The 24062-nt window shown below is 40.3% G+C and carries 20 protein-coding genes and 1 pseudogene; 8 read left to right on the top strand and 13 right to left on the bottom strand.

Annotation, left to right across the window (positions count from 1 at the left end; translation table 11 throughout):
* Nucleotides 1-9 precede the first annotated feature (9 nt).
* Together bamB and der are read left to right on the top strand one after the other, a co-directional pair.
* Nucleotides 10-1188, top strand: a complete 1179-nt coding sequence (gene bamB, locus AAEU30_RS01275; RefSeq protein WP_421958934.1) for an outer membrane protein assembly factor BamB — start codon at nucleotides 10-12, stop codon at nucleotides 1186-1188.
* A 74-nt stretch (nucleotides 1189-1262) separates the two neighbouring features.
* On the top strand, nucleotides 1263-2726 hold the full coding sequence (gene der, locus AAEU30_RS01270) for a ribosome biogenesis GTPase Der (protein WP_087534311.1): 1464 nt from the start codon (nucleotides 1263-1265) through the stop codon (nucleotides 2724-2726).
* A gap of 116 nt (nucleotides 2727-2842) precedes the next feature.
* On the opposite strand, the gene AAEU30_RS01265 is transcribed toward der, so the two are convergent.
* The 4 genes from AAEU30_RS01265 to AAEU30_RS01250 are packed head-to-tail and all read right to left on the bottom strand — an operon-like array spanning nucleotide 2843 to nucleotide 9728.
* Complete coding sequence (locus AAEU30_RS01265; RefSeq protein WP_421958933.1) at nucleotides 2843-3985, bottom strand: cytochrome-c peroxidase; 1143 nt, start codon at nucleotides 3983-3985, stop codon at nucleotides 2843-2845.
* Entirely contained in the window at nucleotides 3985-4215 is a 231-nt protein-coding gene (locus AAEU30_RS01260) for a hypothetical protein (RefSeq protein ID WP_421958932.1), read from the bottom strand. Before AAEU30_RS01260 ends, AAEU30_RS01265 begins: the two co-directional genes overlap by 1 nt.
* Nucleotides 4216-4227: 12 nt before the next feature.
* Nucleotides 4228-6921 (bottom strand): TonB-dependent receptor plug domain-containing protein, encoded by a 2694-nt coding sequence (locus AAEU30_RS01255; protein WP_421958931.1) that lies wholly within the window; start codon nucleotides 6919-6921, stop codon nucleotides 4228-4230.
* Complete coding sequence (locus AAEU30_RS01250; protein ID WP_421958930.1) at nucleotides 6921-9728, bottom strand: cadherin-like domain-containing protein; 2808 nt, start codon at nucleotides 9726-9728, stop codon at nucleotides 6921-6923. The genes AAEU30_RS01255 and AAEU30_RS01250 overlap by 1 nt, the downstream gene beginning before the upstream one ends.
* Nucleotides 9729-9888: 160 nt before the next feature.
* On the opposite strand from AAEU30_RS01250, the gene AAEU30_RS01245 reads away from it, so the two are divergent.
* Together AAEU30_RS01245 and AAEU30_RS01240 are read left to right on the top strand one after the other, a co-directional pair.
* Nucleotides 9889-10269: a VOC family protein gene (locus tag AAEU30_RS01245; RefSeq protein WP_421958929.1), complete on the top strand. Its 381-nt coding sequence runs from the start codon at nucleotides 9889-9891 to the stop codon at nucleotides 10267-10269.
* A 110-nt stretch (nucleotides 10270-10379) separates the two neighbouring features.
* On the top strand, nucleotides 10380-10619 hold the full coding sequence (locus AAEU30_RS01240) for a hypothetical protein (protein WP_421958928.1): 240 nt from the start codon (nucleotides 10380-10382) through the stop codon (nucleotides 10617-10619).
* Nucleotides 10620-10650: 31 nt separating this feature from the next.
* Here AAEU30_RS01240 and AAEU30_RS01235 read toward each other — a convergent pair whose 3' ends face one another.
* Nucleotides 10651-11244, bottom strand: coding sequence for a DUF4202 domain-containing protein (locus AAEU30_RS01235; RefSeq protein WP_421958927.1), 594 nt, complete (start codon nucleotides 11242-11244; stop codon nucleotides 10651-10653).
* Nucleotides 11245-11749: 505 nt separating this feature from the next.
* On the opposite strand from AAEU30_RS01235, the gene AAEU30_RS01230 reads away from it, so the two are divergent.
* A complete protein-coding gene (locus AAEU30_RS01230) occupies nucleotides 11750-12238 on the top strand; it encodes a DUF2798 domain-containing protein (protein ID WP_421958926.1) in 489 nt (162 codons plus the stop codon).
* A 34-nt stretch (nucleotides 12239-12272) separates the two neighbouring features.
* Here the strand turns inward: AAEU30_RS01230 and AAEU30_RS01225 are convergent, their stop codons facing one another.
* From AAEU30_RS01225 to AAEU30_RS01205, 5 genes and pseudogenes are all read right to left on the bottom strand, one after another.
* Nucleotides 12273-12749, bottom strand: a complete 477-nt coding sequence (locus AAEU30_RS01225) for a TlpA family protein disulfide reductase (RefSeq protein WP_421958925.1) — start codon at nucleotides 12747-12749, stop codon at nucleotides 12273-12275.
* 484 nt (nucleotides 12750-13233) lie between these two features.
* Nucleotides 13234-13605 (bottom strand): annotated as a pseudogene (locus AAEU30_RS01220) (transposase); the annotation flags it as partial.
* A gap of 84 nt (nucleotides 13606-13689) precedes the next feature.
* Nucleotides 13690-14181 (bottom strand): CC0125/CC1285 family lipoprotein, encoded by a 492-nt coding sequence (locus tag AAEU30_RS01215; protein WP_421958924.1) that lies wholly within the window; start codon nucleotides 14179-14181, stop codon nucleotides 13690-13692.
* Nucleotides 14182-14191: 10 nt separating this feature from the next.
* Nucleotides 14192-14884, bottom strand: a complete 693-nt coding sequence (locus AAEU30_RS01210; RefSeq protein WP_421958923.1) for an RT0821/Lpp0805 family surface protein — start codon at nucleotides 14882-14884, stop codon at nucleotides 14192-14194.
* Nucleotides 14881-15372 (bottom strand): RNA polymerase sigma factor, encoded by a 492-nt coding sequence (locus AAEU30_RS01205; RefSeq protein ID WP_421958922.1) that lies wholly within the window; start codon nucleotides 15370-15372, stop codon nucleotides 14881-14883. The genes AAEU30_RS01210 and AAEU30_RS01205 overlap by 4 nt, the downstream gene beginning before the upstream one ends.
* 172 nt (nucleotides 15373-15544) lie before the next feature.
* Here AAEU30_RS01205 and AAEU30_RS01200 point away from each other — a divergent pair, with 172 nt between their 5' ends.
* Nucleotides 15545-16831 (top strand): S8 family serine peptidase, encoded by a 1287-nt coding sequence (locus AAEU30_RS01200; RefSeq protein WP_421958921.1) that lies wholly within the window; start codon nucleotides 15545-15547, stop codon nucleotides 16829-16831.
* On the opposite strand, the gene AAEU30_RS01195 is transcribed toward AAEU30_RS01200, so the two are convergent.
* Nucleotides 16828-17748: a hypothetical protein gene (locus AAEU30_RS01195; RefSeq protein ID WP_421958920.1), complete on the bottom strand. Its 921-nt coding sequence runs from the start codon at nucleotides 17746-17748 to the stop codon at nucleotides 16828-16830. The genes AAEU30_RS01200 and AAEU30_RS01195 overlap by 4 nt on opposite strands.
* Nucleotides 17749-17794: 46 nt before the next feature.
* The gene (locus tag AAEU30_RS01190) at nucleotides 17795-18541 is read right to left on the bottom strand and encodes a hypothetical protein (protein ID WP_421958919.1); all 747 of its coding nucleotides are present in this window, start codon (nucleotides 18539-18541) and stop codon (nucleotides 17795-17797) included.
* Nucleotides 18542-19232: 691 nt separating this feature from the next.
* Between AAEU30_RS01190 and AAEU30_RS01185 the strand changes: the two genes are divergently transcribed.
* The gene (locus tag AAEU30_RS01185; RefSeq protein ID WP_421958918.1) at nucleotides 19233-19730 is read left to right on the top strand and encodes a hypothetical protein; all 498 of its coding nucleotides are present in this window, start codon (nucleotides 19233-19235) and stop codon (nucleotides 19728-19730) included.
* Between the two features lies 1 nt (nucleotide 19731).
* Here AAEU30_RS01185 and AAEU30_RS01180 read toward each other — a convergent pair whose 3' ends face one another.
* Complete coding sequence (locus AAEU30_RS01180; protein WP_421958917.1) at nucleotides 19732-20937, bottom strand: anhydro-N-acetylmuramic acid kinase; 1206 nt, start codon at nucleotides 20935-20937, stop codon at nucleotides 19732-19734.
* Between the two features lie 233 nt (nucleotides 20938-21170).
* On the opposite strand from AAEU30_RS01180, the gene AAEU30_RS01175 reads away from it, so the two are divergent.
* Nucleotides 21171-23873: a TonB-dependent receptor domain-containing protein gene (locus tag AAEU30_RS01175; protein WP_421959035.1), complete on the top strand. Its 2703-nt coding sequence runs from the start codon at nucleotides 21171-21173 to the stop codon at nucleotides 23871-23873.
* Nucleotides 23874-24062: the final 189 nt, after the last annotated feature.

The following is a 24062-nucleotide window of genomic DNA, read 5'->3' as shown; positions in this document are numbered from 1 at the left end:
GGGGTTACAATGAAAAAGTTAACAGCGGCAAGTATCGCACTTTGTATGGCAACCCTAATGGGTTGTTCATCTAGTGATGATGAAGAAGAACTAGTATTGCCTGAAATCGTTAATCAATTTGAGACTGACGTAGTTTGGCAAGAAAGCATCGGTAACGGCGTTGAACATTACTTCTCGCGCTTAACACCTGCTATTTATAAAGATCGTGTTTTTGTAGCCAGTCGTGATGGCGATATTGAAGCGCTATCTCTTGAAAATGGTGACACGATCTGGGAAACCGACATTCGTGAAAACTCAACGTTTTGGCCATGGGAAGCTGATATCAGCGCTAAATTATCCGGTGGTATTTTACAAGCCTATGGTAAACTATTCATTGGTTCAGAGCACGGCTACCTAGTTGCCCTTGACCGTGATACAGGTGACATTGCTTGGCGTAAAAAAGTGCCCGGTGAGGTACTTGCATCGCCAGCAGCCGGTGATGGGTTAATTTTTGTAAACCTAGGCTCAGGTAAACTATTAGCACTTCACCCGGATACTGGCGAAGAACGCTGGAGTCATGAACAAGAAGTACCGCCTTTAACCTTACGTGGGCAAAGCTCGCCAACAGTTGCTAACGGTGGTGTATTAATTGGCCTTGAAACAGGTAAATTAAGCGTATTAATTTCTGATAGCGGTTACTCTGCGTGGAGCGCTGAAATCGCAACACCAAAAGGTTCATCAGAATTTGAGCGCTTGGTTGATGTAGATACACGTCCAGTAGTTAGCGGCCCATATGCTTACGCTATTGCCTATAATGGTAACTTAGCAGCCGTTGATATTCGTTCAGGTAATGTTGTCTGGAAACGTGAATACAGCAGCTATCGTGAAATTTCGATGGATGTGCAAACCATTTATGTCGTTGATAGTGACGGTGTTGTTTACGCATTAGATAAAACCTCTGGCATTGAACGCTGGAGTCAACCAGCCCTTCGTGGTTGGTATTTAACAGGGCCTGCGGTAGCAGGGAATTATTTAGCCTTAGGTGACCAAGAAGGTAACTTACACTGGTTAAATAAAGAATCAGGCGAACTTGTATCGCGTGAAGACTTCGACAGTTCAGGCTTTTTTATTGAGCCAATTGTTGCAGACGACAAACTGATTTTATACACCCGAGATGGTGAAGTTAGCGCGGTAAATATACCTAACTAACTTGCTAATACTAAATGTATTTTTATAAGGCTTCGCACTGCGAAGCCTTTTGTTGTTTTTTAAAGAGGTAGTTTATGCTTCCCGTGATCGCTCTAGTTGGGCGACCCAATGTGGGCAAATCCACATTATTTAACCGTTTAACACGTACTCGTGATGCACTCGTTGCCGATTTTCCAGGCTTAACACGAGATAGAAAATATGGCCAAGCTAATTACGATGGCTATGAATTTATCGTGGTAGACACGGGTGGTATTGATGGCTCTGAAGAAGGCATTGAAACCGAAATGGCCGATCAATCGTTACTCGCGATCGAAGAAGCTGATATCGTTTTATTCTTAGTTGATGCGCGTGTTGGTATGACGGTTGCTGATCAAGCAATCGCTAATCACTTACGTAAGCAAGAAAAGAAAAGCTTTGTTGTTGCCAATAAAACTGACGGTATTGATGCCGACTCAAACTGTGCTGAGTTTTATCAACTATCATTAGGCGAAGTACATCATATTGCTGCGGCACATGGTCGTGGTATCACTTTGCTACTTGAACAAACGTTGCAGCCTGTTATTGCTCAGCTTAGTGCTGAGAATGATGACGGCACTGACAGTGACGACGAGCTCGTTGATTTATATTCAGAAGAAGACGGTGAAACAGATCAGCAAGCATTCGCTGATAAACCTGTAAAGCTAGCAATTATTGGTCGCCCCAACGTTGGTAAGTCAACACTGACTAACCGCATACTGGGTGAAGAACGTGTTATTGTTTATGATATGCCAGGTACAACCCGCGACTCCATTTACATACCGATGACTCGTAACGATAAAGAATATGTGCTAATCGACACTGCCGGTGTGCGTAAGCGTAAAAAGGTAAGTGATGTCGTTGAAAAGTTTTCTGTGATCAAAACCTTGCAAGCAATTGAAGACTCTAATGTGGTCTTGATTGTAGTTGATGCGCGTGAAGGAATTTCAGATCAAGATTTAAGCTTACTCGGCTTTGCACTTAACTCAGGTCGTTCATTAGTGATTGCCGTAAACAAATGGGATGGCCTTGATGATTATGTGAAAGATCGCATTAAATCAGAGCTTGATCGCCGCTTGGGCTTTATCGACTTTGCACGCTTACACTTTATCTCTGCACTGCATGGTACAGGTGTTGGTCACTTATTTGAATCAATTGACGAAGCATACGAGTCTGCAACTAAACGTATTAGTACAGCTATGCTACGCCGTATCATGGACATGGCACAAGCCGATCACCAGCCGCCTCTTGTACGTGGCCGTCGTGTTAAGCTTAAATATGCCCATGCAGGTGGTTATAACCCACCGCGTATCGTAATTCACGGTAACCAAGTTCACGACTTACCAGATAGCTATAAACGCTACTTGATGAACTACTACCGTAAAGCATTAAAAATCATGGGCACACCAATCAAAATTGAATTTAGAGAAGGTGATAACCCATTTGCAGGGCGTACTAACAAAGTAACGCTTTCACAAAAACGTAAGATCCGCGCGTTTAGTAAAGAAAACCGTAATAAATGATATAGCTGTAAGCTGTAAGCTGTAAGCTGTAAGCTGTGATAATTGAACCTTGTAGAGTACGTCTCTACAAGGTTTTTTTATGGCTTACTATAACTCTGCCCACCATTTCATTTTGATTACGATGAGAATGAAAGATGTGGCCCTCTGGCGGGGTGAGCTGTAATGGCATTTAAAAATGCCTCTAGTGCTTTCATTTCTTCTGCGGTTAGTGATAACGGCTTTAAAATGGATGATGTTTCAGGAAAAAACACATCACTCTTGTCATTAGGGATCCTAACGCCACCTACATTATAAATATTGATGACACCTGCCATACTTGCAAATAAACCATTGTGCATCCACGGTTTAGTATTCATCACCCCACGTAAACTAGGTGTTTTGAACTTACCTACATCATCAGGCATACCAGTAATATTAAATAACCCAAGATCTTCATACTCTCTTTTATAGTAAGTCAGGCCAATATTATGAAATTTATTATCTGAAAAAAGTGCGCCTGAATGACAGTTTATACACCGTGCTTTGGTTCTAAATAAGTGCATCCCCCACAACGCTTGATCACTTAATTGTTTAGCATAAAAAGCCTTTTTCTCTTCGTCTTCTTGCGCTATTGCATGCATAAAATAATCAAAATCTGAATTACGCGAACGAATAGTCCGTTGAAAAGTCGCTAACGCTTTTGCTACATCATTAACCTCAACTATGTTTTTACCAAATACGTCATTGAATTTACTTTTATAGTTCGCGTTAATATTTAATCTTAGCGCTAGCTCAAACAGCGAAAAATTCATTTCGTTACTATCTTGTATTGGCATTAATGCTTGTTGCTCTAATGAGCTTGCTCTGCCATCCCAGAATAAACTTTCCCATAGCGCTGCATTTTCAATACTGGGTGCATTGCGTTTACCAAAACGGCGACTGTGACCAAACGAAACTTCACGACCATCAGCCCACCCTAAATCTCTATCATGACAACTCGCACACGCTATATGCTTCGATTCCGATAAAATAGGATCGTGAAATAGTGCTTCCCCTAAGCGCATTTTAGCCACTGAGAAAGGGTTTGATTTAGGAAATATGATATCTGGTAATAAACCAATCTCATTATGCGCAATACCGGGGTCTAAAAAAGGCTTTGGCCACTCATCACTAGGTTGAAGGTATTGCTCACGTAGAGACTCAAAGTTAACTGGCTGAGCACTTAAATTAAATGCCCAGCTTATTAATACAACTAAAAATAAATGAAAGGGTTTAAACATTACTTAATTTTTTCTAAGGAGAAAGTTTTACCATCAGCTGCAACAAGCTTTTTGGCTTCTTCAATGTGTAATTCATTTATATCTATACACATATCTTCGCGTTTTTTTCTTGCCGACAATAATAATGCTGGATCAGAAATAAACCGCTCTATTTTAATTGCATGGGTGTCAGCGTCTGCGTTATAACATAGCTGCGTAGCCGTAAGGGTTAATACAAGTAGTGCTGTCATAATAGTTTCCTGTTAATAATCTAAATTAATGCCTAACCAAAAGCGCCGTCCAAGCTCAACACCTGTTGTATTAGGGCTAACTTGATAGGTACGCTCGTTTAAAATGTTTTCACCTTCAAAACTTAAAGTCATTGTGTAATCACGTGCTGCTACTAACGAGTATTTAACGCTACCGCTTAGTAACCAAAAGCTAGGTCGCTTTTCTATTCGGTACACGGGGTATTCTTTTCTATTTGGTGCACAACCATCGCAGATAGAAGTAGCTTCATTGACTGATTTTGTGGTGCCTGTTGCGTAAACCACATCTTGCGCACCATTAAAGCGCGCATAAGCAGATAACTGCCAATTACCAAAATCGCCACCCCAACTTAAATTAGCAATTATTGGACGGTTAAAATCTTGTTTTTCAAGCTCCATATCATGGCGAGTAATTAAGTGATAAGTATCGTTCACACTTCGACTACTCAACTCATAATCATCAGATCTTAAATAAACTAGTTCATTATCGTCATACGAAAAATTTAAGAAGTAATCGTTGCTGTTAATATAAGTGCGCGTTTCGCCATCGAATTGTTCAGCGCTTGTGGTATTACTTGCGTGCGATACGTTAAACTCAATATGTTGATTATCGTATGTTGCCATCCACGAAAGGCTATAACGTTGATACTCGCTACTGCCTGAGTTAGCCCCATATAATATTGCTTCACCTAGGTCATTGGTTCCTCTAACGCGATTTATGCTGTCTTGTTGATCACGATACAGCCACTTTAACTCAAGCGTTCCACCGAACAGTTGATGTCGATAAGCAGCTGTGAGTTCATCACTAAACGGGGTTTCTAAATCATTATAAACATAGCGATAACCCCTGTTCGCAAGTGAAGCTTGCCACTGCTGAGGCCGGTGCTGATAAATAGCCCTCACTTCACTGTGGGTTGGGAGCATCGCTTCATTTAATTTATAATTAATTGCATCACTTGCGTAATAGCGATTTGCACCAAGTACAATTTTGCTATCCCCTTCAAACAGCGAAACTGTGCCTCGTAAACGTGGTGCTAAATTATGATTAGTAAAAAAGTCATTATAATCGTACCTAAAACCCAATGTTACTGAGTAATTTTGCCACTCAAGTTGATTCTCAAGATAGGCTGAAAATACATTTACTTGCGCTTTTGCTTTAGCTTTGGGTGTTACTTGGCGACTTTGAAAATATTGCCCGGTTTGTTGAATATTACTTTGGTACAGTAAAAAATCGTCACTGTTTTGCAGGTCAAGTGGACGCCCAAGCTCTTCTTCAAGATCAGCGATAGAACTATAAAGCTGTGTTTCTACGCAATCAAACTGATACCCTGCGCAATCAATCATTGGGGAGATAATTGACCCGTTATACACTATGGCATCTTCTAAACGATCAAATACAGATGTTTGCTGCTCTAGTGCATAACCTATTGAAAGAATATAATCACCGTCCAATACTTTTGCTAAAGGGATTTCAAAATCTTGTTTAGCGCTTAGAGTTTCCTGGATTTTCTTAATATCACCAAAACCACCTTCAAGACTGTTTATCGACCCATCATATTCGCCCCAACTTTTACCTGCTGTATTTAACCAGGTATACCATGCTGAATTCGCGTTTTTAGAGTTTTCACTGCTGCGCCAACTTAATTGAGAGTTAATATAGCCCCAACTTCTATCAGCTTGCCAAGTAAGTGCCGCATTTGTGCCACCACCTTCAATGGTATAATCGCTATTACGCGCGTTAACATCAAAATAATCACCTTCGTAAGGCGCATATAAATAGCTCAGGGAAATATCATCATTCGCTGTCAAAGCATAATCAAACTTAATAAAACCATCGTAGTTTATTTGTTCTTGTAACCTTAGTGTACCTAGCTGCTCTAAGCTTTCTTGTGACTCAAGATATTGAAACTGCGCCACAACACCGAGCTTATCGGTAACTGGCGCTGAAATATACGTGCTAAAATCACGTTTTTGGAACACTGCATTCTCTAAAGTGTCCGAGCCATCAAAATCAGGTGAATAATAATTATGATACTCAACCCAATCATCCGCTGTTTGCCGATAACTAATTCCAAACGATAGTTTATCAAGCGCTTTTCGAGTTTGTGCTTGTACTAAACCACCATTAAAATTGCCGTATTTGGCAGGAATATTGCTATCATAAACCTCTATGCTTTCAATTAGGTCAAGGTTTAAAAATACCTCTTGGCTGTGGCCTGCAACATCTTGGAGTAAATTTCTATCGGTGTTACCTGCAACATTGTTTAAGTTTGAGTTATTCGAAACACCATCAATGAGATAAGCACTAGCACGGCCATCAGCTCCTGCAATAGATACTTCAGCAGGTTTAATATTGCTTACTTGATCAGCCGTATACGCAGACTCTCCATATTGCACGCCGGGTAAAACACCTAAAAGATCATTTAAATTACCATTACCAAAGCGATAATCTTTAATTAGCTTACGATCTAACGTATATACCCCCTTAGCTCCCATAGAGATAGGGTTTAACTTTTCGCCCTTAACCTCTATAACTTCAATATTTTTAACACAATGAGAATCTTGATCATTACACGTTTCATAACGACTTTTGGTAACTTCTTTCTCATCACTTGGCGTTTGCTGTGCAATAATAGGCATAGTGAGCGCAAAGCTAACGATGCCTAGGGTAGAATTTATAAAACTCATTACTGACGTGTCTTATCTAATGGGTAAGCATCGGTTAAATCATCAACACCATCGTTATCACTATCTAAATCAAGTTCAATAGCAGACTCTTCAATCATTTGCTCACTCGCATACGGTAAAAAGAAATTTGCTTTACCGTCGTTATCTGTATCTACGGTGGCAATGTTATCCCCCGTAAACGCATCAAACTGGCTTAGGGACTCAATCACAGAAGTCAAAATTGAGTCGTGCTCAACCACTCCAAGTGAATCTTTGTCTTTTAGCTCAATTGCACTATCAAATTGTCCAATTGCCAAGTATTGTTCAGCAAACTGTGGATAATATTGTAATTGTGTTTGTAGTGAAGCTTCATCTAAACGAGTGATATTCCATTTCACTAAATCTGCCCATAAAGTTGTCGCCTCTTCACGAAGCTGCTGGTAATTATCAATTTTCCCAGCTTGTCTAAGCAATAATCTATAGTAGGACTCAAAGCGATAATCATCTTTTGTAGTGGTTGCTTCAAAATAGTCTTGTGTCACTGAAAACTGATATTCACTGCTTACCAACGACTCTATTTCTTTAATTAGTTCTACATATTCAGTGTAATGAGTCAGCGCTGTTGCATACTCACCGCCGTAGGCAAAAGCAGCAGCCAGTTTACCTGAGTCTATTAATTTTTGCGTAATTTGACTGTCATCGTATGCTGTAATAAAGCTCTGCGCTTTTTCAACTAGCGGGTTTACAAATTCTGCTTGTCCAAATAAATAATGGTATTTAATCAAATCAATACTTGAATCAACAATCTTGTCAGCGGTTACATCTGTACCACTGACTTGCCCATATTTTTGCAACGAAATTTCACGGCACACCGTTAAGGTTGATACAGCTTGATCGATGTACTTTTGCTTATCCGTAAAGTTGATTATAGTTGATAGCTGATCCAGAATAAGCTGACACCCCGTGACACCAGTAACAAATGCTTGTTTAGCTATATTTTGCGCTAAGTATTTTTCAGAGCTTAAAACGCTTAAACCCTCTGCGATGTATTTTGCTGCATCTGCGTAACGTCCTTGCTCAATCAAAATTGCAGAACCACCTGGGTTAGAACTATTAAAAGACGTAATTGTTGTAAATAAATTTCTTAAATCACTCTCATCTTTTTGTGCAATAATTAGCGCTAAACTTTCATCTGCATCTTCAATACTACGCACATATGCAAATAAACGTGCTTCCTCTGCATCTTCTTTAGCCAAATCATAGTAAAAACTACCTTTGTCAAACTTACTTAATAGCACTGCTTCTATATCTATATCGGGGTAAAGCGTGACCAAATGCTTGGCGTAGTCTACTAGTCCAAAAGGGTACTCGGTAAGGGTAACTTGCGCATATTCATCTGCTTCTCGAGGGTATGCATCATCGTAATCAACAACGCCATTTAAGGCTAATGCGTCCGCTATTGCATTTTTTGCGTCATTTATTTCATTTAATGTTATGTAGCTTTCTACAACATTAGCTAATGCTACAAGGCGTATACTGTAATATTTTTCCCCTTCATTGCCATTTCTGTCGTTCGACACATAGCTGTAACCTATTTTATTAGCTAATGTATATAGTCTATCCACCATATCTTTAGCATACTGAAAATCTTGCTCAGTACGGGTTTCAAGCCAAATATTTATTACATCTTCAACCGTATTTCTAAATTCAAAAAATAATCGCAGCGCTTGAGTAGTCTGTTCTTCATCAAGGGCTGAGCTTAATAAAATATCTAGAATATTATAGCTTTGTAGTGCAAGTGTTGGCTCACCCGCGTTTAGGTATGACTCAGCTAAAGAGTAGAAAAAGTCCTGGTCGTCTGCTGTAAATGCCGAAATACCTTTGGTCGCAATATAGGCAGAGTATAAGTTACTTGCCTCTAATCTAAGCTCATTCGCTCTTTCAAGTTTACCTAATAAAGTGTATTGATTCGCAACATTAACAAGTGCTAAAGCGCGTATTTCATCACGAATAATGCTGTCTTGTGTAATTAAACGCTCTGTCTCGTTCTCTAACCCTGCCTCTGCGTACCCTATTGCCAAAGCTGAGTTTACTTCACCAATATTAATATCATTTTGTAATGTAGTAGTAAGCTGCTCCGAGCGCTTTAAGTGTGATTGTTCTGACGCGTAATAATAATAAGCACGATCAGCATTAGTCGATAAATTAGCCGATATGTCGAGTGTTTTACTTACAATACCACCGTTTCCATCATCAACAGTTAGTTCAAAGTTATCAACTGCATTGGTCAAAGCAGTCGGCGTATAGGTAATTTCACCCGTGTCTGAATTAAGCGTAAGCTCACCATTAACGGCTTGCTTTGAAATTGTATATTTAAGTGTATCTGCATCGATATCTGTGGCTGTTACTGTTCCAACTTTTGTCTCGCCGCCACTAACCTGAACTTTATCTATACTAATAACAGGGTCATCATTTACTGCTAACACGTTGATTGATACTGTTGTTGTTGCTGAGTCTTTGCCATCAGACACCATCACTTGAAACGCGTCAGCGCCGTTAAAGTTGCTATCTGGTAAATACGTCACCTCGCCGGTGCTGGTATTAACATTCACGCTACCATTACTCGCAGCATTCGCTAAAGAGTAACTAAGTTGATCATTGTTAGTGTCTGTTGCACTTACAGTTAATGTCAGGTTCGAATCTTCATTCAAAGATGCAGAGTACACTGCCTGAGAAAATTGCGGTGCGGAGTTTGATTCTGACCCTGAGCCGCCACACCCACTTAGAATTATTGTACTTATTGCTATAGATAAAAATTTTAATTTCATGTCAATCCCCTGTTAATTTGCCGCAGATCCTAATGCAACTCATTATCATTTTCAATAGCAATTTGAGTATTAATTCTAATTTTTTATTTTTGCTGAAATAATTTATTAAAATAGCATCAGTGAACTATGGTTAATGTATAGCGATGATTTTTGGAATGACATGCAATTTATTACTAGCGTTATCTATGTCGATAACGTGGAAGAAACATTGGACTTTTATTATCAAGCGTTTGGTTTTATTACTTTTTCGTTAAGCGATAATGCGGAATACGGTGAGTTGTCTACTGGTAATGTAAAAATAGCCTTTGCTAATCACCCCTATGCGCAAGCGCATTTTAAACAAGGGTATATTCGCGCACATCCAAAACAACCGGCGCTTGGTTTTGAGTTACGTTTTAACTGCACTAATCTAAGTGAAAGCTATGATAAAGCCGTACTCGCAGGAGCTGAACCACTTTGCCCACCGAACCAAAAAGGCTCACAAACCTATGCCTATGTGCGCGCTATTGAAGGCACTTTGATTTGCCTCTATCAAAACTAAGCTTACGATATTCATTGAAATAACACGAAACTTTAACTTAGTATACATATTAGAAACACAGATTTGTCATCAAACTTCCTTATCTTAGCGGTAATTTAAATAAGGAGATAATGATGAATACTTTACTACTTACAATGATGCTATTAAGTCCAAATAACACCGCGCTCGAAAACGAAATAAAGCAACAAACAGCCCACGCGGTCTCTGTTATCCAGCTAGAAAACAAAGCGCAAATTAAAAAACAGATCGCCAATACGCTTGAATCAATGGAGCTAAGATTGCCAGTTGTGATTGATGAGCAAACAATGGCAAAAAATGCATCGCCTGCTACGCAACTTAGCCAAGACTAAGCTTCGTAGCTTTATTTATACTTCTCTTAAATTACTCACCAGACAAGGCTTTTTCAATTAATGGTACTAACGGCGCAGGAAGAGTTATATTACCGGCCAATACAAAATCGTGCGCCTGAGGCGACATTTTTTGCCATGTGCGCTGTAAAATACCAATCCATTTTTGCTCGTCGTAATCAGGTTTTGATTGCGCAAAGGCCAGCATGTAATGCTCAATAAATACTAAACTTGCAATATCTTCAACTAACTGACTATCAGGATTACGTTTTATCTGTTTTTTAGCAACCGCATTGTATACTCTCTCACATGCTTGCTCTTTATACCCTGCTTGCTGCATTAGCTCAACAACTCGACCTGCATGGAACTCATACAGCGCACTGCGCCACTGATGATACCCTTGTTTATTCATAGGAAAGTCACTACGTGGTGATCTCCACCGTTCAATATGTTGACCACGAACCACAATGTGCATTAGCTCATCGGCCTCTGGCGCAAAACGACTTAGCATCTGCGTCATACGCTGGGCATAAATATATTCTTTAGCCTGCTTTTGGTCATCCACTAGTTCATAATTAGGGTCTTGGTTATTTGCTTTATCTATTGATGTAATAACTTGCTCAAACATGACGGACTCTTATTTTTTTATTAATAGCATTATTTTAATCAGCCTGAAAACAGATAGCCAGCTGAATAACGTTAATTACAATAACCCGCTCTGTAATTAAAGCCCTCTGCGATGTGACTCCGTGAACTGAACACACTAAAACCTAAATAACCTGAACTCTGGATAATAAATCTATCTCCAGCGGCTACTTTCAACGCTAACTGCGTTGAATTTACATGCAATAGGCCAGCTATTGACGCGTAAATTCGCCTTGTTATCGCTAAAAGTCTCCGGCTGGAGACTAATAAATATATTTGTGATTTAGTATCAATACTTTAGTACATCTCTTAACCAGAGTTCAGGTTAAATACATACCTTAACTTATAGCCGCATCAAATAATACATAATTGACTTTATCAACAAATATAAATATAGTTGACTAAATCATCTAAATAACGATTTAACTCAATCCAATTAAGATATGAGCAAAGGCTATCAACAATTTTACACTTCAGGGCAGTCTCAGATGGCCAAAACTTTATCTATTACACAAAGCTCTAACGATGAAAAAACACCTGTTATTTACAAAATCATAGTAGTATTTAGTATTTTGCTGACAATTGGCGGAACATTAACTGGCGTGATGACATACATGAATGTCGGCTTTAACGACGCATTCTATACAAATTGGTTAACTTCTTTTATTGCTGCTGTCACCATTATGATACCGGTCGGTGTAGTAATGATGGCTTTGTTAACCAAGCTGATCAATAAGTTGATGCCAATGGCAAGTAAACTTAAAAAAGACCTCTTAATTGGGGGATGTATGGCCATCATAATGGAATCTGTTATGTCATTTGCTACTGCCTTTAACAACATTGGGTTTAATGATTTTAATCAGTTCACCCAAGGTTGGTTGCAGGGTTTTCTTGCTGCATTACCCATCGGCTTAACAATGATGTTGATTATGACAATGACGCTTAAACCTAAAATTGAACAATTTATGAAAAGCTAAATACCTAGGTCATTACAAACACTAAGCGCTGTTATTATTTTTTAACAGCACTTGGGTTAATTAAATCTTTAACAAGTGATTGTTTAGGCTTTTCGACCATCCGAGCCACTTCTTCTCCTTTATCCAACACTATGATAGTTGACGTATATTGCAAATTATATTGCTCTGCAATGCCTTGTGGATCACGTTTATCGTACCCTACAGCGACAAGTTGTAAGCTGTTAACTTTTACGTTAGATTGATCCAGTAGCTTAAGTAAACGTGGTACTTCACGCTGACTATCGTGACACCACGTCCCAAACAATACTAAAATATCTTTTCCAGCAAGAGTTTGCATCGCTTTTTCATCTGCGGTTGTTGGGCTGAAACTTTCATATTCACTAGCAAATTTTGGATATTCATTGAGTAAATCAACTCCGCTAATATGACCGGTAAATGGCTTATTATCAGCCGCTAACGCCATAAAAGAGAGTAAACAAAGTGATAAGAGCAGTGTTATTCGTTTAAACATTACGATCTCTATAATTTATTTTTATCTGACTATACCCAAATCTGCGCGTATTACGAATGCTTTTGCACTGAGAAAATCACTAATCCTTAAATTGCGCGCTTAAATATGGCTTTTAGAGTAAACGATTCGTGGTTCATCTGCTTATAGTTACTATCTTCAGCCTGATGCTCAAATTTTTGAAACTGTTTTTTATTTCACTATACCGCTCAGGCCATGCTTCTTTAGCAATACTGCGCATAACATCAAATAATTCATCTTTAATATAAGGTTGATAGTCAGCCTTCATAAGTGAAATCTCTTATTGCTGTATTGTAGATGTGGACTTCCCATAGTTTACTAGACCATTACATACTCTATAGGTCGGCTTTGAGCGATAACCGGTCAGTCAATAATATATTGTCTCAAGTCATTGTCTGTTCCTCCCCTTGATTAATACATTAGCTTCCTAGCACTGTCAGGGTGGCATACTGCGGTTTATTGGTGCTTGAGCCTTTATTAACCCTAACTTTCGCTTGCGACATGCATTAGCTAAAAAGCCATAGTGGCGAATGCGCATAAACCCTTTCGGCAGTACATATTGTAAGTAGCGCCGTAAAAATTCATCACAGTTCAGAGTCATTACTTTATCGCGATTGTTATCTGCATAATCGCGATATTTAAAGCTCACTGTTTCCTCAGTCGCTGACACTAATCGCGATTCTGACATCACGCCTTTTCGGGTATAACGAGCAAGGTAGCTAACTAGCTTTTCACTGTACGTTAAACACTGTCTAGTGAAAGCTGGGAAGTCCAGATCCCTTCTGGCACTCAGGCGTAATTCGGCAAAGAGCGAGAAGTAGAGGGTCTCTCTAACAATCTTTTGGACATATCCTAATTAGAATTTTCGCGCTAAATGTGAGAAGGCAAGTTAACAAAACTATTCTATATTGACCACTTGGATCTACATTTGGTTTTTAAATGACTCATTATTCAGCTCTAACCTCAATGCTTGCGCATCATAGACACCACCATTTGGCTTTATACCTTTACCAAGAGTAATGGTAAGATGTGTTGTAACAGTTCGCTCAGCAAAAGCTGGTTCATACCCAGTATGCGTTGTTTGACTCGTACAACTTAATAAACCACAACGAGTTGTTTGCTCAGTATGTCTAGAACCATTGTGCAGAGAACGCTGAGTTTGGTTAATTTCTACTGTTTTTTCTATCACGCTAAACCAGTCGTAACCTTTATCAAACGTCAGTTTAGCAGCTTGCTGCATGGTTAGTTCGAGCGCTTTGTGTTTTGAGCTATGACGAGTTTGATAATGAAGTTCATATTTATCCTCGCCAAGCTGAGTTGTTGTCAAACCACGGATACTGCTTTCATTAGCGTGTTGAGAGCTTGTACAGCCAGTTATAACAAAGATCAGTAAGGTGAATAGTACGTTTTTCATGTTGCCTCGCTTATTGCCATTGTTGATTGCGTGCTTGTTGTTCAGCTGTTCGGTCAAGTGGTAGGCCTTGAATATGCTCATCAATAAAGCTATCTAGGGCAGGCACTTTACTTGCTAGGCTGTAATCTTGGCTGGTTATCACCTGCTGATTACCCGATACACTAAGTTGCCAGCTACCTTGATGTTTACACGCAATATGGGTTTGCTGAGTTTTATGACTGTATAGAGTAAATTGGCGGCAATAATCGCCATTATTATTAACGAAACTAAGCTCAGCTGTTAGTGTTCTAGCTAGGTCAATACGTGTATTGTCACCACTGAGCTGTTGCTCAAGTGCTTGTGCAATGGGTTGCTCTAACCCTTGTTGTTGAGAAAGACTCGCAATTGCTACTGTAAATAGCACGGCAATACTTGCGGCAATCGCCATATGTTTGCGCCCTGCACGTTTGAATTGCTGCCATTTTGAAAGTGAAACAATATTAGCATTATTATGTTTTTCAAGTGTTTGAGATAACTCGTCAGACAATGGTATAGCATCAATTTGCTCGGCATGCTGTTTCACTACTGAGTCAACCTCGCAGAGTTCGGCAAGGCGCATTGCCAGTTGCTCATCTTCAGCAATGGCGTTACGTACAACCTCCATTTCAGCTGCAGGTAATTCGTTATCCAAAAAAGCGCTCAAGGTCTGGTCATTAATCTTCATGCGTTTTCCTTGGTAAAATCAGGCTTAATCAATCGATAAAGCGCAGCTCTGGCTCGTGATAGTTTACTCATTACGGTCCCCACGGGTATATCGAGGGTGTGTGCCACGTCTTTATAGGCCATGCCTTGTACGGCGACCAACGAGACAATTGCTCGTTGCTCATCGGGTAATGAAGTCAGTGCTTTATTGACTCTGTCTAACGTTTCTTGAGTTGTGTAACTATGCTGTTGGTCATCGCATACGCCCTCTTGCAGTTCTGTGTTTTGTACTGCTTTTAAGCGAACTTTTTGCGAACGGTATTCGTCAATCCATACATTGCGACACACTTTAAACGCCCACTTTAATGGCTCTATGTCATCGGGAATGCCTTTTGATAAAAGTTTTTCTACTGTTATTTGTACAATATCATCGGCATCGGCTTGGTTACCTGTAAGCGAAAATGCGAATCGTCTTAGCGCAGGTAATAAACTGGTTACTGTATTTGTCATATGTTCCCTTTATTGATTAGGGTGAAGGCTGATTAACAAAACAACTCATGAATGGTTCAGCCAACTCACACTACTATAATGGGCAAGTAAAAATTATATTCCAAATATATGAAATTTTTTTTTATATTAAACGTTATAGTCATACCTAAACTAAATGAAAAGTCTCTGAAATATGAAATTGAAAGCATTTATTTTGAGTAGCTTGTTGTTGTCTTCAAGTAACTTATCAGCGGCAATTATGAAGCCAATTAATGGTGTTATTAATCAAGTTGAACCAGTTATTGAACAACTCAAGCCTAACATAAGACAACCTGGAGATGATTTACGCAAACTTGAATTAATTGATAGCGCAGCCAATTTAAGCACGGGATTACCCGTTAGACTGCCCATAGTAAATAAATTAAACGAGCCCGTATTCGTTGAGGTTGAAGTGGAACAGGGTTTTCGCGCGGTTGAAAGGCAGTGGGTGATATTGGCTGAACAACATCATCAGGCTAAGCTTGCCCAGATCGGTGCGCAAATAGTGAACCACAAACAATATGAAGGGTTAGGACTCTCCTTAGTGAGTTTTGTTGTTCCGCCAAGCTATGACTCTAAAACAAAGTTGCAAGCGTTACTCTCACTTGATGAGTCAGCGTTACTTGATAGAAACCATATTTACCAAGCACAAATGAGAGCTCAGCAAGGCTCTTTGACTAAGCCGCGCAAACCTTGGTGCGAGATCCCAGTAAAGGTCGGTATGATTGATAGCGCGGTTGATATGGAGCACCCTGGTTTTGCTGCAGCTCAGATAAAAACACAATCATTTTTACCAAACCAGTTGGCATCTCCAAGCCAGCACGGTACGGCTATTGCTGGCGTAATGGTTGGTAAGCATGCACAGTTAACCCCGCGATTAACCCAAGCTACTTTATACAGTGCAGCGGTGTTTTATCGTCAATCTGATTTATCGCAAGGGGCAACGTTAGCAGCGATTGTTGATGCATTGAACTGGCTGGTATCCAGTGGCGTGCCCGTTATAAATATGAGTTTTACCGGCCCTGATAATGCTATTTTAGCTGCGGCTATTGATGCCACCACTGCTAAGCAAGTAACCTTAGTGGCTGCTGCAGGCAATGAAGGGCCTGCAGCTCGACCCCTTTATCCTGCGGCATATAAAAACGTCATTGCGGTGTCTGCGGTAAATAAAGAAGGGGCTATTTATCGTTGGGCAAATCAAGGTGATTACATTGATTTTACAGCGTTAGGTGTGAGTGTATTGACCTTGCAAGCTGGGGAGGGACTTGGTCGTGAGTCGGGCACATCTATGGCTGCGCCGCATATTTCAGCAGCGGCTGCGTGTTTAGCTGCTAAGTCTAAAGCCACCCCAGAAAGTATTTACGGGCAATTAGAACAACTTGCAAAAGACTTAGGAGAGCCAGGCAAAGATGCTGTGTTTGGCTATGGTTTGATTGATTAAAAGGTCGCTTTTAACGATACCGAAGCAATACTTTGAGTATAAGTGTTAGCAGCCAATTTTGATTGGTAGTCGCCGAACTCGGCTTCGGTGATAACACTGAGTGAGTCAAACAAGGCTAACTGCCAAAATGCCTGTATAACACTGCGCTTCTCATCTCTTGAAGCCTCACCTTCAGTGTCAGTGAGTGGTTGCTGAGCCAGTTCTTGATAATCTTTATCTTGATAGCGCCAGCCTATACCGGCCTTATTTTTTAGCTTAAATACATTGAAGCTGTGACTTAGACGTGTATTGAATGACCAACCTTGAAAATTAAATTGCTCAGCCGCGGCATCTTCTTTATCTAAGCTTGCCCCCAACATCAGCATGGTCGCCCCTTGGTTAACAAAATAATATAGGTTGGCATCTAGGCCTAAGCCGTCTGCATCGCGAATCGACTGGGTGGCAAATTGTTTGTCAGCAGTGCGAATCGCGGTACGTAAGTAAGTGGTCGGGTTGAGGTAGTGACCGATATACAGGCTTGCTTGATTTAAAGTTAAGAAGGTTTGCTGTTCAACTTTTGCAGACGCCCCGTCATATCGGATCCCGAAATCAGTGTTCGATAGTGTATATTTTGTGTCTAGACTGTATTGATGCAATGCCAAGTCATATTGATCTAATTCATGGTAATTTGTTTGCTGGTATTGATAGCTGGGTGTGAACTTAAGGTTATCGGTGGCGTTTAGTTCAGCATTGAGACCCGATGCAAGCCTTGTTCCAGTGTCACTTTGTGAAGAAATAACATCCAGATCTTTAATGGTTAAGTCTGAATTTGTGGTTAAGCCAACCTCTGCATTAGCATTAAAGGTGGCATTTGCAGCGAGTAGCTGAATGCTTGCCGTTAAAGTACTTAACGCTATGAGTGCGTTGAATGTTCGCATTTTAACCTCCTCAAGGTGCGCCGGGTAAACCCGGCACGCTATTTTATTAAAGACCTAAATTCAGACTGTTTTGAATGTTACTAACAACTTCGGTGGTCGTTGCCGCAGTAACTTGTTCAGCAACCTGCTGATTAACGCTGCTGCTAACAGTTGATGAAATGGTTTGCTGAACACTACTTTGTACAGAACCCACTGTTGCTTGCTGCATGTTGCTTGCAAGCGCTGATTGCACACTATTACTGAGCAGCGATGCTTGACTTATGCTCAGCCCATTTACATCACTCAACGCAGTTTGTGTTAATACAGCTGTTTCTTGGTTCAGTTGACTTTGCACAGAGCTGGCTTCGTTTTCAGCTGTGTTTGAGGTTGTTGTATTGCTAACTAACGTTGTTGCAGCCTCTGACATAGGTTGTCCTGTTAGGCTTACTACATTCGTGGTATCTGATACAGCAGATATAGAATTAGCTAAAGCAAACTCTGACGGTGCTTGTGTAGCCTGATCATTACTGCTTTGGGCCGCTGCTTGAGAGTTTGCATTAGCATTATCGCTATTTTCGGTACTCGCTGACAGTGATGGTTCTGACGTTGAAGCTGAGCCTGAAACTTGGCTAGATAGCATCACATTTGCATTGGTGCCCACGGTTTGATTTGAGTCTGTAGAAACCTGACTATAATTAGCCGCTTGTTGTTCGCTTGCAACTGACAGTTGTGCGTTTGTGGCTGATGAAGCCGCTGAAAATCCTGTTGCAGTTACCACACAGATTGCAATTAATGATTGTTTAAAGTTTGTCATTGTCTTTTCCTCTTTTTGCCATTTGACATAGAGGTAACGGATCAAAGATAAACTTATTCCAAAAAATTCAATTTTAAGATAATTAGAAATGTAGCACTATTGCTCTACGTAGCATATGACTATGCTGTTTAAAAATATCCAAGCCTACTGCAAGCTAAGTTTTTAATAAAGTCATGTGCTTGTTCTTACTTCTATCGATGACTCACTTTAGGGCATAAATGAGTTAGCGGAACGTCCGATTTGGAGAATTGAGCAAATAACACTAGAATACAGTGACCGTCTCTTTTCACTCAAATCTGCCCCATAAACTTTAAAGTCCTAAGTACTATAGTTACAAAATCCCGCATAAATGCAAATCGCTACCCATGCTGTATTAATTGCAAAAAAAAGATATAGTATTGATTCAGAGTTTACGGGTTCATGTATCAAGTTATTGGTAGCTCAACACGCTGATTCTAAACCCTATCAGAAAAACCCAAATAGGGAACGTTAGCACCTTCTCTGTACACCTTGCTACATATGGCTCTGCATTCCAGCCTTGTAAGAAACCATTCCAGTTTTGGAACAGAAAATTCACTAAGTGAACTATCTCGATAAACTATGTTTATTTATACAACAGTCATAATTCTGCAATCTAAGTAATGGATAATTTCTATCCGATTTAACTTATTATCAAAGACGACAGAAATAAATGAGCGATCCACTAGTGCGATTAAACTTTGCACTGCAATCAATTGAAGAACCGCTTTCAGCAGCTATGGCACATACAATGGCATACGATACCTTGCATTTATTTGCCAATGATCAGCATGAAGTCCGTCTTGTTTGTGTATTACCTGAGGATGCTAATGAAGGTGACATTATTTCGTTGAACGCAACACACTTACTTGCTCGTGATGCTCGTTACTGTGTGGAGCATATTTTATCTCTTGAAAATATTGAAATTGGCCACGTTAGTTTAGTGTTATCGCATATTGGTTTTCGTGATGACAGTAATGAGTATGTTTTACAGCTAATGTTGCATGGGCTTCATGCCACTCTCAAAGACAGTGCTGAATTTGATGTGATTATAACCCCTCATGAAAGTGGTTTCTTAGCGCCGATTATAACAAACGCAACCGGCACTAAAAGTCATTCATTACGCCACTATTTCACTCATTTTAGCAGCTCAATTTTATCGTTCTTTTAAGCTAATCTGCAAAGCTAATTTTACCCATAGTCACATTTGGAATACCTTGCTCAGGATTACCAAAACGATTTTTTCCGCCTGCGAGGCATTCATTAGCAAGGATGGCAAATAACACAGCTTCTTTTGCGTCGGGGTCAATACCTAATGAGTGGGTATTTTTAATCTCAACTAACTTAGGACAAAGCGCCAAAATATGCTGCATTAATAAAGGATTATGAATTCCACCGCCGCTGGCATAAACCATTACATCATCTAACTTTTTACTACAGTCATTAATCGCATTAGCTATTACCTGCGCCGAAAAGCGATTCAATGTGGCCATTATATCTTCATGTGTTAGGTCAGTAGTACCGCTTGCTTGCTGCGCATCAGCTAAATATTGCAAGTTAAATACTTCGGGCCCTGTTGTTTTTGGAAAGGACAAATCAAAAAATTCGTTATCGCACAGTTGGTCTAATAATGGTTGATTTATATCGCCTTGACTTGCGACTTGACTGTCTTTGTCATAGTGAAGCGGTTGAAAATAACGCTGAATATAGGCATCCATAATAGTATTACCCGGGCCAATATCTGAACTAAATACAGCGCTGGGATCTGCACTTTTAGGCAAATAGGTTAAATTAGCAATACCGCCCATATTAAGTAATATGCGATTTTCGTTGGTGCTGGTAAAAAATAAGTAGTCGCCATATACCGCAAGGGGTGCCCCTTCCCCACCAGCCGCTATATGCTTTTGTCTAAAATCACCAATGGTAGTGATACCTGTTGTAACAGCTAAATGGTCACTATCACCAATTTGTAAAGTTGCATCACCAAAATTATTACGCCCATGTTGGCTTTTTGGGCAGTGGTAAATAGTTTGGCCATGACTGGCGATCACATCAATATCACCTGCGTCGATTTTCCATTTAGCTAAACATTGATTGACCATAGTACCGTGCAGTATACCCACCCAAGGGTGTAATAGCGTGACTAATTCTAGATCGCATTCGCGCTTTGCAAAAACTTCTTTTATTTTATTTTTATAATCAGCATCATAGTCAACAGTATCAAATGCTAGCAGCTCTATCTTAGTGTTCATGCCTTGACCCGATACCTTGCATAAAGCAACATCAAGCCCATCTAATGATGTGCCACTCATCAGACCTATTATTAATTTGTGTTGTTTTTTTGCACTGGTGTAAAGTTGCTGTATATGTTGATGCATAGAATTCACCTTATAAATCAATCTATTAATTAACAATGGGATATCCGGCCTATAGGAATACTTTATACCTTACAAAACAAAAAATAAAGAATAATTATTTGCAATGATCGATAAAATGCTTTAAAACTAGGCAATCACATTAAATGTGCCGACAATGACAACAACCTATAATAGCAAACATAATGACGGGAATGATAATGAAACACTGTAACTCTAAATCCTTACGCCCACTCATGTTACTTTCACCTATTGCTCTGGCCCTAGGAGCAACAAGCCCCACTTTATTAGCACAAGAACAACCTTCAGTGCAGAAAAAGCCTGAAGTGATCACTGTAACGGGCTCTCGAATTCAACGCACTGAGTTGGTTTCAAGCAGTCCTGTTGTGAGTGTGGATGAAGAACAAATTCACCTTGACCGTGCAGTCAATGTTGAAGATATTACAGCAAAACTGCCACAAGCAGCCGCGGGCGCGAATAGTACAGGTGCAACCGTGGGTGATTCATTTGGCTCTTCTACGATAGATCTACGTGGCCTTGGTCAAAACCGAACGCTAGTGTTAATTGATGGTACACGTGCAGTCCCTTTTAGTTTTCGTAACTCTGTTGATGTAAACACCATTCCTGCAGGACTCATTAAACGAGTTGATGTACTTACAGGTGGCGCAGCAGCCGTATATGGTGCTGATGCAGTAGCGGGAGTCGTGAACTTTGTACTTGATGATGATTTTACAGGGGCCGAGTTTTCAAGTAGCTACGAAAGCGCAGATGGCGGTAATGAAAAGCTCAACTTTGAAGCAATTTTTGGCGGTGATATCGCCGATGGTAGCGGCCATGTAACCGGCTATGTTGGCTATTCTGAGCGTAAAGAACTATTGGCTGGTGAACGAGACTGGGCACTTGAGAATAGTACAGCCATGATCAACAGCGGTGGCTATTATACTGACGTTGCATCGGGCAACAGCCTTGCAATAGACGATGCAGGCCAAGTCGTGACTGATCGACAAACCAGTGATTACACCGCTGATCGTTACCTAACTCAACCAATGGAACGATTGTCAGCTGGTTTACTATTTGATGTTGATGTAGCCGACAGTGCTATAGCTTATGGTCGCGCTATGTATTCAAAAGTCACTGTAAATGGTGCAGGTGCAAGTGGGCAAACACCTATTTTTGTTAATGAGCAAGTGACCCTCACTCAAGATAACCAATATATCCCTGATGAACTGCGCCAACAACTGACGTTTGACGATCAAGGTAATGCATTAGTTAATGTTGATAGAAACCTAAACCTAGGCGTTCAAAATACCGAAGCTGTGCGCGATTCACTGCAATTTCAATTAGGCATTAAAGGCGATATAAACGACTATTTACGTTACGATATTTATGGCCAATATGGCCAAACTGACGAAGTAGCCACGCTCTATAACAATGCTTATAAAGTTGATAGTAGCGGTAATAGCCGTTTTGGTAGTATGGCTAACAGCATGGATATTTTTGATCCTAACTTAGATTTAAGCGACTTTAGCGACCCTCTGCTCTATACCACGAGAGAGCGTACTCAAAGTGTATTTGCGGCTACCTTATCAGGCGATTCAAGCGCCCTTTTTGAACTACCAGCGGGTTATATAGACTTTGCGATTGGTTATGAATACCGTAAAGAAACCGGAAAACAAACCCCGGGAGACGCATTTAGAAACGGCACTAGCTTTGCCTCTGTTAGCGCATTTGATATGGATGCCTGGTTTGACAGCAGTGAGTTCTATGCTGAAATACTGGTGCCAATATTGGTCGATATGCCATTTGCTAAAGAGCTTAGTTTCGAAGGTGCATACCGTATTTCGGATTATTCAAATACAGAAGCCGAAGACACCTACAAACTTGGTATTAACTGGGCAATTAACGATGATATTCGTGTACGTGCAAATAGGCTAACCGCATTTAGAGCGCCGAACTTAGGTGAGTTTGCCAGTCCAGTTTCATCACTTTCGCTTGCATTATTTGATCAAAATAGCGACCAATTTGTACCACGTTTGGCAGGGCGTTACGACGGTGACCCATGTTTACTTGGTACGGGTGACGCAGCTCAATGTGCAGCATTTGGCGCACCTGCTACAGGCACTGAGTTTGACACCAGTACCGCAGCATACACTTACGGTGGCAACCCTGATATTAAGCCAGAGCAAGCTGAATCGGATACATTAGGCGTTGTTTATACACCTAGCTATATTGAAGGCTTTGATTTATCGCTTGATTACTACAGTATTCGAGTAACCGATGCAGTTAGCCAAATACAGCCTGGTGCTGCATTACAAAGCTGCTATGTTGACGATCCGAATCCAAATAACCCGCTTTGTGGCGCGGTATTACGCGATCCCAACACAGGCTTTATCAGCACAGCCATTGTTAATGACTTTAACCTTGCCGCCATTGAGCAAGCTGGTGTAGATTTAGCAGCAAATTATGTATTTGATGCACCAATGGACTTAGGTGGCCGCTTTAGGTTGTCGTATCAAGCAAACTTTGTTACAAAACAAACTCGCCAAAATAACAGCACCGTAGCAACGATGGATTGTAAAGGTACATACGGCAGTGCTTGTTCTGGCGATTTTGCCAGTATATTACAGGCTGATTATAAACATCGTGCCACATTTGATTGGCAGTTAGATACCATGAATTTCCAATTAGGCTGGCGCAGAATTGGTGAAGTAGACTACGCTGTAGATAGAAGTGAAACAATTGATGCACAAGATTACATGGACTTTGCCGCATCATGGCAAGCAACCGACACTATTGCACTCAACTTTGGTATTGATAACCTATTTGATAAAGCTCCACCAACACCAGAAATCGGCGCAAATCACTTTAACGCAGTGAGTGATTATAGCGTTATTGGTCGTACCTTAGGTGTTGCAGTGCGTTATTCACCTGAGTTCTGATCCAGTTGCACATGCTGCACAGGATACCCCAAGCGCGCCCTGCCCGGCGCGCTTTTTCTTGGTTTAATATTTATCAAGCTTATGCTGCGATAGAAATTTTTAATTTAACTGCTAACTAAGACAGCTCATTGCTAGGACAAGGTTTACACTAGTCATTGTTATCTGTCACTTAGCTTGTTAAACACGGCA

The sequence above is a fragment of the Pseudoalteromonas mucoides genome (assembly GCF_049257175.1).
Taxonomy (GTDB): Bacteria; Pseudomonadota; Gammaproteobacteria; order Enterobacterales; family Alteromonadaceae; genus Pseudoalteromonas.
This window is presented reverse-complemented; position numbering and strand designations above follow the sequence as displayed.

Coding starts and splice junctions, on each gene's coding strand:
- bamB (WP_421958934.1), top strand. CDS start 10: ATGAAAAAGTTAACAGCGGCAAGTATCGCACTTTGTATGGCAACCCTA.
- der (WP_087534311.1), top strand. CDS start 1,263: ATGCTTCCCGTGATCGCTCTAGTTGGGCGACCCAATGTGGGCAAATCC.
- AAEU30_RS01265 (WP_421958933.1), bottom strand. CDS start 3,985: ATGTTTAAACCCTTTCATTTATTTTTAGTTGTATTAATAAGCTGGGCA.
- AAEU30_RS01260 (WP_421958932.1), bottom strand. CDS start 4,215: ATGACAGCACTACTTGTATTAACCCTTACGGCTACGCAGCTATGTTAT.
- AAEU30_RS01255 (WP_421958931.1), bottom strand. CDS start 6,921: ATGAGTTTTATAAATTCTACCCTAGGCATCGTTAGCTTTGCGCTCACT.
- AAEU30_RS01250 (WP_421958930.1), bottom strand. CDS start 9,728: ATGAAATTAAAATTTTTATCTATAGCAATAAGTACAATAATTCTAAGT.
- AAEU30_RS01245 (WP_421958929.1), top strand. CDS start 9,889: ATGCAATTTATTACTAGCGTTATCTATGTCGATAACGTGGAAGAAACA.
- AAEU30_RS01240 (WP_421958928.1), top strand. CDS start 10,380: ATGATGAATACTTTACTACTTACAATGATGCTATTAAGTCCAAATAAC.
- AAEU30_RS01235 (WP_421958927.1), bottom strand. CDS start 11,244: ATGTTTGAGCAAGTTATTACATCAATAGATAAAGCAAATAACCAAGAC.
- AAEU30_RS01230 (WP_421958926.1), top strand. CDS start 11,750: ATGGCCAAAACTTTATCTATTACACAAAGCTCTAACGATGAAAAAACA.
- AAEU30_RS01225 (WP_421958925.1), bottom strand. CDS start 12,749: ATGTTTAAACGAATAACACTGCTCTTATCACTTTGTTTACTCTCTTTT.
- AAEU30_RS01215 (WP_421958924.1), bottom strand. CDS start 14,181: ATGAAAAACGTACTATTCACCTTACTGATCTTTGTTATAACTGGCTGT.
- AAEU30_RS01210 (WP_421958923.1), bottom strand. CDS start 14,884: ATGAAGATTAATGACCAGACCTTGAGCGCTTTTTTGGATAACGAATTA.
- AAEU30_RS01205 (WP_421958922.1), bottom strand. CDS start 15,372: ATGACAAATACAGTAACCAGTTTATTACCTGCGCTAAGACGATTCGCA.
- AAEU30_RS01200 (WP_421958921.1), top strand. CDS start 15,545: ATGAAATTGAAAGCATTTATTTTGAGTAGCTTGTTGTTGTCTTCAAGT.
- AAEU30_RS01195 (WP_421958920.1), bottom strand. CDS start 17,748: ATGCGAACATTCAACGCACTCATAGCGTTAAGTACTTTAACGGCAAGC.
- AAEU30_RS01190 (WP_421958919.1), bottom strand. CDS start 18,541: ATGACAAACTTTAAACAATCATTAATTGCAATCTGTGTGGTAACTGCA.
- AAEU30_RS01185 (WP_421958918.1), top strand. CDS start 19,233: ATGAGCGATCCACTAGTGCGATTAAACTTTGCACTGCAATCAATTGAA.
- AAEU30_RS01180 (WP_421958917.1), bottom strand. CDS start 20,937: ATGCATCAACATATACAGCAACTTTACACCAGTGCAAAAAAACAACAC.
- AAEU30_RS01175 (WP_421959035.1), top strand. CDS start 21,171: ATGTTACTTTCACCTATTGCTCTGGCCCTAGGAGCAACAAGCCCCACT.